This window comes from Candidatus Dependentiae bacterium, assembly GCA_018897535.1.
In the GTDB taxonomy this organism is placed as follows: domain Bacteria; phylum Babelota; class Babeliae; order Babelales; family UASB340; genus UASB340.
In genome coordinates, this window is sequence record JAHIKO010000023.1 from 1 (window position 1) to 8,326 (window position 8,326).

Sequence of the window (8,326 nt, forward strand, 5' to 3'; positions counted from 1 at the left end):
GGCGCATTTATTTATGACGATGAGTATTTTGATTCATTGGAATTTTTTGAGTTTACAAATATTCAACAGCTTGAATTACAGTATTTTGATCGACTTCTTGATGAAAAATTAAACTATTTTTATTCGCAACAAAATTACACAATACCTTGGACGGCATACATACCGTTTTTAGGCCAACGATTTAATTTGCCAGTTTCGGTTTTGGCACAACTTAGAGTTGATATATCTGTAATCACTGAACGATTGGAAAACAGTATAAAAATGGAAGGTGAAGCTTATTATTTGCGTGTTTATTCAATGCTTCGAGAAAAAATGGGACTTTCCGGGTGGAGAACCTCAATTTCACGTAAATTGGATATAATTCAAGATTTATATTCTGTTTATCAGGATAGATTGGATGTTATTCACGAAGAAGTGCTTACAATGATTGTTATATTTTTGATCATGGTGGAAACTTTAGTGGCATTTTTAAAGTAAAAAGCATAAAAATAACGAATAATGGCGTTTCCATAAAGCTTTTTTTTATGATAGGCTATTATTCGTTCTTGAATAATCGATTATTGATCTTTGTTATTGTAAACAGATCAAATTAGATAATCTGCCGTTTTGTTTTATTGTGTGCGCGGATTATGGCGGTTATTTATTTGGTTAATTTAAAAAATTTACAATAAACAAAAGGATTAATAATATCTATGGATAAAATAAAATTCGAAAATTTAGGTTTATCGGCAGAGCTTTTAAAAGCTGTTGCATCGATGGGTTTTGAAACTGCAACGCCTATACAGGCTCAGGCAATTCCTGAAATTTTAAATGGGAATGATATCGTTGGACAAGCTTCAACCGGAACAGGTAAAACTGCAGCATTTGGTCTTCCTGCAATAGAAAAGATTGATGCAAACAGTAGAGATGTTCAAGTTTTAGTTTTGTGTCCTACACGAGAGCTTGCCATTCAGGTTTCTACAGAAATTAATAAATTTTTAAAATTTAAAAAAAATATATCATCATTGCCTATTTATGGCGGACAACCAATAGAAAGGCAATTTTTTGGCTTAAGACGTGGACCACAAATAGTTGTAGGTACTCCTGGTCGTATGGTTGATCATCTTAAACGTGGTACATTAAAACTAAACAAGGTAAAAATAGTTGTTTTAGATGAAGCTGATGAAATGCTTGATATGGGATTTAGAGATGATATTGAATTTATTTTGAATAAAATTAATAAAGATCATCAAACGGTTCTTTTTTCAGCAACAATGTCAGCCGAAATTTTACAGATTACGAAAAGATATCAAAAAGATCCAAAATTAATAAAAGTTAAGAGTGAAAAAGCTAATTTAGCTCCTATTGAACAGGCTTATTTAAATGTAGAGTCGCCATATAAAATTGATTTTTTAATGGATTTATTGAATCAGCATAAACCTAAGCTTGCCATAGTATTTTGTAACACAAGAAGATATGTGGATAAAATATCAAAAATACTATATCAAACAGGTTACAAGGTTGCCGGTATTCATGGTGATATTAGACAATCTAGCCGTGATGCAATAATGGGTAAATTTCGTAAAGGGGTTATCAATATTTTAGTTGCAACTGACGTTGCGGCCAGAGGTATTGACGTGTCAGATGTTGAATTTGTATTTAACTATGATATTCCTAGAGAAATTGAATCATATGTTCACAGAATTGGCCGTACAGGTCGTGCCGGAAAAACCGGAAAGGCATTCAGTTTTGTAGCCAGAAGTGAAATGATGCAATTGCGTAGAATTATGCAATTTACAAAAATTGAAATTCCAAGAATTGAGCTTGAAGTTAATAAAAAGCCTGTTATTTGGAGTGAAGAGGGTGTTGTAGCTGCTAATGAACCAAGTAAAAAAGAGTTTGTTGTAGATTACAGTATTGAAAAAAAGGCTGATAGCGTGCTTAAAAAGGTAAGACAAAATATTGGAAAGCATGATTTGTCATCTTATTTAAATATAACTGAAAGTTTTGTAAGCGATAAATTCTCTTCGGCAGATCTTTCTGCTGCATTATTAAAAATGCTTATAGATGCTGAAAAAAGCAGAAATTTTAATCAAAGATATAGATAAAATTAATTTTTACTTAAAATTAAAAATAGACCAAATTTTTTTTGGTCTATTTTTTTTATATTATTTTTGTAAATTTAGGTTCACGTTTTTCAAAATGCGCAATATATTTAAAGCCCAAATCTTTTAATCTATTTTTTACAATTTCAAAACTGTGACCAATTGTTTTGTGACTATGTGAGTCTGAGCCAAGAGTTATAATCTCTCCGCCCAATTTTTTATATTCGGTTACAATATCATAATTTGGAATAGGTGTTTGTAAAATATCTCTATATCCAGACGAATTTATTTCGATACCTTTATTTTTTTTAATTACTTCTTTTAGTATTGCATTTATTATTTCAGGGTAATCTTTAAAATTCATATTGCGATCTGTTAAATTGCCATATCTTCTGACATAGCCTATGTGTCCAACCACATCAAAATCATTAAATTCAGAAACAGATTTATAAATTTCTTGAAGATAGTTTGAATAAATTTCTTGATTGTTTTTATTTTCGTAATATTTTCCGTTTGAGATAAATTCTTTTTGAACTGAATGAATCGATGCAATTACAAAATCAAAATTATTTTTTTGTATAATTTTTATGAGATCATCTTTAATGTGTGGCTGAAAACCAATTTCTACGCCTTCTAAGATTTTTAACTTATTTTTAAATTTGTGCTCTATATTTTCAATATCTTGTTTGCGTTTTGCAAAATCCGGGTTGAATATATAACTTGATCCAATTAAATCGATTTCGTAGTGATCTGTAAAAATTATTCCTGACAAATTATTTTTTGCAGCTGTATTGCAAGCGTTAGCTATTTTTGCGGTACTATCCGGAGAATAAGTTGAATGAGTGTGACAATCAAACATTTTTAAATCCCCAATTATTAAAACTTTTTTATACAAAATAATTCTAATACTTTTGAAAATTAAATTAAATATTTTTATTTAATTTTTTTTATATTCGAATGTGTTTGTAAATTCGCTTATGCTTGTAATCTTAAATCCAAAATGTTCATAAATATTTCGAGCTTTTGTATTCCAGTATACTGCATCTAAAAATATTGATTCTAATTTGGGAAATATATCTAAAATTGAAAATATTAGGTGTTTTGCCAGCCCCTGACTTTGAGCTTTGGGTTTTATTGCAAGCATAGATAGATAAACTCTTTGATTCGGTTTTGGTGAAAAAACTGAAAAACCTAAATATTCATCATTTTCATTTTTTACTAAAATTAAATATACAGGATCAATTTCTATGCACATGTTGTTATCTAAAAATTTTTTTGCTAATTCTATTTGATTATTAAGTTTTTCCAATTAGTTATTTATTCTTAATTCTTTATCATTAGAGTTGGCTATTTCAAGTTCATAAGATAGATCTAAATCTAGTCCTTCAACGATATAATTTTTCATTTTATTTATAAGATTTTTATCTTTGCTTAAAAGACAGTTATGAAATTCGTCTGCGAATGCTTCAGCTTGAATTGGGGCTAAAATTTCATATGAATTAATAAAGTCATATGATGAGCCGTTAATTTCATAAAATTCCATTATTTTTGTATTATTTTGCTTGTCTTTTATTTCCCAAACTTTATTTGGTTCAATATTGAGCGCAAATAGATTTAATTTAGTGAAAAATACAACAAAAAGTACTATTTTTTTAAAAATTTTATTAAAAAACATAAAAAACCCCAAAAATTATTTAAAACAACCATTTTTATTAGTTTAACAGATTGTTTTATTTAATAAAAACGCTTAAATTTGCATTTTTCTCATTTTTTAATAATCAAATTTTTTACTTCGCATTTTTTTAATTTCACCATGCTGTTTTTTAGATTTAAGTCTTTTTTCTATAGCACTTTTTGGAATTTTTGTTTTCATGCGTTGCTTTGGGACATAAAGTGCTTTTTTAATTTCAAATGCAAGTCTTAATAGTGCATTTTCTTTATTTTGAATTTGGCTTCTTGTTTCGCTATTACTAATTACAAGATCGCCATCAAACGTTAATTTATTTTGTAAATTTTTAAGTAACAGTTCTTTTTGCTCTTCAGTTAAAGAATTACTATTTTTAGGGTTCCAGCGTACTGTAATTCTTGTTTCGGTTTTATTTACATGCTGTCCTCCGGCGCCGCCGGATTTACTCGAACTTATATCAAGTTCATGCTCTGGAATTGTTATTCCGTTTTTAATAAATAAATTATCACTCATATATTCTCCAATATTTATTTAATTTACATGTTTATTATTTTTTGTTGTTAAGTTCAAGATATTTAAATTCTTTACATAAAAGTTTTTAATTTGATACGGTTTATTCTAATTTAAACTAAATTTTATTTAAATAGTGGAGATTTAGTATCTATGAATGAAAAACTTTTAAAATTTGCAACAATGGAAATTACAAATATATTTTCAATTCTTAATTCGTCTAAAGATGGATTATCAGAGCGTGAAGCAAAAAAACGTTTTTATAAATATGGCCCAAATATTTTAGTAGATAAACAAAAATTCAATATTTTTTTTGAATTTATTTCTCATTTTGTAAACCCTTTAATAATAATTCTTTTTATTGCTGCCGGCATATCTTTTTTTTTAGGAAATATTACAGATGCAATAATTATAATATGCATGATATTTTTAGGTATAATTCTTGATTTTTTTCAAGAATATAGTGCCGACAAAGTTGTTAAAAAACTTATTGAATCGGTTCAAACAACAACTTTGGTTGCAAGAAACGGTAAGCAAGTTGAGATTCCGGTTGCAAGTGTTGTTGTGGGTGATATCGTTTTTTTAAGTTCCGGAGATATGGTTCCCGCAGATGCAAGAATAATTGAAACCAATAGTTTTTTTGTTGATCAGTCTGCATTAACCGGTGAATCTTTTCCTGAAGAAAAATTAAACATTAAATTAAAAGCTCAATCTGATCATGTATTTAAATTGGATAATATAATTTTTAGAGGAACTAACGTTGTCAGTGGTAGTTGCATAGCCATTGTAATAAATACCGGAAAAGATACTGAATTTGGCAAAATAGCTTTAAATTTATCAAATAATTATTCAAAAAGTGATTTTGAAAAAGGAATAAATAATTTCGGATTTTTTTTAATGAAAATAATTTTTGGGCTTGTATTATTTACTTTTTTGATAAATTCAATTTTAAAACATGATTATTTAATTTCATTTCTTTTTGCCGTAACAATTGCTGTTGGAATTACTCCGGAACTTTTGCCTATGATATTATCAATTACCATGGCATTTGGTTCAAAAAAAATGGCTAAAAGTGGCGTTATCGTTAAAAGACTTTCATCAATTCCGAATTTTGGAAGTATGGATGTTTTATGCACGGATAAAACCGGGACATTAACGGAAAATAAAATTGAAATTGTAAAATATACGGACTATTTGGGCAAAACTGACGAACATGTACTTTTTTTTGCATATTTAAATAGTACTTTTCAGACAGGAATAAAAAATCCTTTGGATTTGGCTATAGAATCTTACAGAAAAATTGATACAACAGGATATGAAAAAGTTGAAGAGATTCCATATGATTTTTATCGAAAGAGATTGAGTGTTATTGTAAAACATGATGAAAAAATTTTACTTATAACAAAAGGTGCTCCGGAAGAAATTTTTAAGTGTTGCAACTACTGTATGAATAATGGTGCTGTAATTACTTTTGATCGGCAAATAAAACAAGATGCAAAAAACATATTTGAACAATTTAGTAAAGATGGATTTCGTGTTTTAGCTGTAGCTCAAAAACGGGTTGATTTTAAAGATAGATATGACTCAACAGACGAAAACGAAATGATTTTTAATGGCTTTATTTTACTAATGGATCCACCAAAAAAGGATGTAAAAAATGTATTAAAAGAGCTTTTAGGTTTTGGCGTTGAAACGAAAATTATTACGGGAGACAATGAGCTTGTTACAAAAAAAATTTGTGATGAAGTTGGATTACAAATAAAATCAATTATTCTTGGTTTTGATTTGAATAAATTTACCGATGATGCATTAATTGCAAAAGTTAATGATGTTACAATTTTTGCCAGGTGCTCACCTGATGAAAAAACAAGAATTATAAAAGCAATAAAAGCAAATAACCGAGTTGTTGGATATTTAGGTGATGGAATCAATGATGCTCCGGCGCTTAAAGCAGCTGATATTGGAATATCTGTAAATAATGCGGTTGACGTTGCAAAAGAAGCCGCAGGGATTGTTTTGATGCATAAAAATTTATCCGTAATTAAAGATGGAATTATTGAGGGCAGAAAAACTTTTGGCAATACTATGAAATATATCATGGTAACGTTGAGCTCTAATTTTGGAAATATGCTTAGCGCTGCAGGAGCTGTAGTTTTTTTACCATTTTTGCCAATGTTGCCAATTCAAATATTGCTTAATAATTTGATTTATGATTTTTCAGAGGTTTCTATTCCTTTGGATAATATTGATGATGATTGGATAAAAAGACCAAAACGTTGGAATATTTCTTTTATCAAAAAGTTTATGGCGGTATTTGGTATTGTAAGTTCTATTTTTGATTTTTTTACATTTTTTTTCTTATTTTATGTTTTACATGTATCGCAAGGCGTTTTTCAAACAGCTTGGTTTATGGAATCATTGGCTACACAGATTTTAGTTTTTCATGTGATAAGAACTAAAAAATTACCAATATTGAAAAGTAGGGCGAGTCTTATTTTATTTTTTAATAGTTTTATATGTATTTTAATTGGTTGGCTTATTCCATTTACATGGTTTGGCAAAAAATTTAAATTTGAAAAACTTTCATTAAATATAATTTTAATAATTATATTTATAGCATTTTTGTATTTAATTATTGCAGAAATTACCAAAAGATTTTTTTATAAAAAATTTGATTTTTAGTTTTATTTAATACACGTATTGCAAATACTTGTACTGCGATAATAATCGAAAATTAATTTGGATACACGTGCTATGGCTGCAGACTGATGGGGTTTTTGAGATTTATTTGTAAATATTGCAATAGCAATGTGCCCTTTATTTCCGGGCAATTCAATAATTCCTGCGTCAGAAATTATACTATCCATAGTGCCGGTTTTATGCCAAACTTTGGTGTTTTTTGGCAATAATCTAGGTATGCGCATTTTTCCCCATTTCAAATTGCCCATACTTTTTAGTAAAAAATTTGTTGAATTATTACTGATAAGTTTTTTGCTGTAAAATTTATCAAGCAAATTTACCATATCAATTGGTGTAGTTGTATCTTGTTTATCGTTATAAAATTTTTTTAGAGCTGTCGTTCTATTTCTTTTGCTTACACTATTTAAAAGCATCAAATCTCTATTAATTGAACAATTGTATTCATCATTCAAATTTTTTATTCCGGAATAATCTGCAATCATTTTTAACACAGATCTACTTATTTTTATTTTATAAAAACCATTATCAATTAACCAATTGGTAACGACTGCCGGACCTCCAACCGTTTTTAAAATTAAGTCTGATGCGGCATTATCACTTTTTTCTATCATTAATTGGATGAGTTTTGTTATTGAATAACTACGACCAGCTTTTATGTGACAACCGCGTCTTAAATTGTATTGATTTACTTTAATTTTATTTGTTAAATTTAATTTTTTGTTATCCACAAGGTGTAAACAATAGATTGCAATTGGTAACTTATATGTACTTGCCATAGGAAAACTTAAATCTGCATTAAATTCAAAATGCCTTTTACTTTCGATGTGCTTTGCTGCCACGCCAATGTATCCCGGACTTAAAGTTTTACTTATATTTTCTATTCTTTTTCTTAAAATTTCGTGACCAACTTGTTTTTTTACTCTGATTATTTTCAAAATTGCTGCAGATGGAATTTTTTGTGTTCCATAAAAGTGTGGATAAAAATCACCGGTTCCATTATTTTGTTCTACTCTTAATTCAGAGCCATTATCAATTAAAATTTTGGGATCAATTTCTAAAATTAATATATATGGAATATTTTGGAAAAATTTTTTTAAAGTATTTTCAACTTGATTTCCAAACGATGTATGCATAAAACCTGATTTTAAATCAAGCGGTGAAATTTTTATACAATCCAAAGTTTCATTTGGTTTAAAATCTTGCGCCGGAATAATCTTATAAATTTTTTCGGAACTACAAGCTTTTGAAATAGGTACGAAGTTTGGTTTTATTTTTAATACAGATAAACATAACAATATCCCAAAACTGAAAATTAACTTTTTCATTTACTACCTATTATTTTAAA

The 8,326-nt window shown here is 28.2% G+C and carries 8 protein-coding genes; 3 read left to right on the forward strand and 5 right to left on the reverse strand.

Annotated elements, in window-relative coordinates; genetic code table 11:
• A partial coding sequence (locus KKE07_01405; protein ID MBU4269514.1) for a hypothetical protein occupies nt 1-477 on the forward strand: 477 nt, incomplete at its 5' end.
• Between the two features lie 215 nt (nt 478-692).
• Nucleotides 693-2,087, forward strand: coding sequence for a DEAD/DEAH box helicase (locus KKE07_01410; GenBank protein MBU4269515.1), 1,395 nt, complete (start codon nt 693-695; stop codon nt 2,085-2,087).
• Between the two features lie 55 nt (nt 2,088-2,142).
• Here the strand turns inward: KKE07_01410 and KKE07_01415 are convergent, their stop codons facing one another.
• From KKE07_01415 to arfB, 4 genes are all read right to left on the reverse strand, one after another.
• The gene (locus tag KKE07_01415) at nt 2,143-2,943 is read right to left on the reverse strand and encodes a histidinol-phosphatase HisJ family protein (GenBank protein ID MBU4269516.1); all 801 of its coding nucleotides are present in this window, start codon (nt 2,941-2,943) and stop codon (nt 2,143-2,145) included.
• A 78-nt stretch (nt 2,944-3,021) separates the two neighbouring features.
• Nucleotides 3,022-3,393 carry a GNAT family N-acetyltransferase gene (locus KKE07_01420; GenBank protein MBU4269517.1) on the reverse strand — a complete coding sequence of 124 codons (372 nt, stop codon included), beginning with the start codon at nt 3,391-3,393 and terminating at the stop codon, nt 3,022-3,024.
• A complete protein-coding gene (locus tag KKE07_01425; GenBank protein ID MBU4269518.1) occupies nt 3,394-3,759 on the reverse strand; it encodes a hypothetical protein in 366 nt (121 codons plus the stop codon).
• A 96-nt stretch (nt 3,760-3,855) separates the two neighbouring features.
• A complete protein-coding gene (gene arfB / locus KKE07_01430; protein ID MBU4269519.1) occupies nt 3,856-4,284 on the reverse strand; it encodes an aminoacyl-tRNA hydrolase in 429 nt (142 codons plus the stop codon).
• Between the two features lie 150 nt (nt 4,285-4,434).
• Between arfB and mgtA the strand changes: the two genes are divergently transcribed.
• Nucleotides 4,435-6,963: a magnesium-translocating P-type ATPase gene (gene mgtA / locus KKE07_01435; GenBank protein ID MBU4269520.1), complete on the forward strand. Its 2,529-nt coding sequence runs from the start codon at nt 4,435-4,437 to the stop codon at nt 6,961-6,963.
• Between the two features lie 2 nt (nt 6,964-6,965).
• On the opposite strand, the gene KKE07_01440 is transcribed toward mgtA, so the two are convergent.
• Complete coding sequence (locus KKE07_01440; protein ID MBU4269521.1) at nt 6,966-8,306, reverse strand: DUF952 domain-containing protein; 1,341 nt, start codon at nt 8,304-8,306, stop codon at nt 6,966-6,968.
• Between the last annotated feature and the right edge of the window lie 20 nt (nt 8,307-8,326).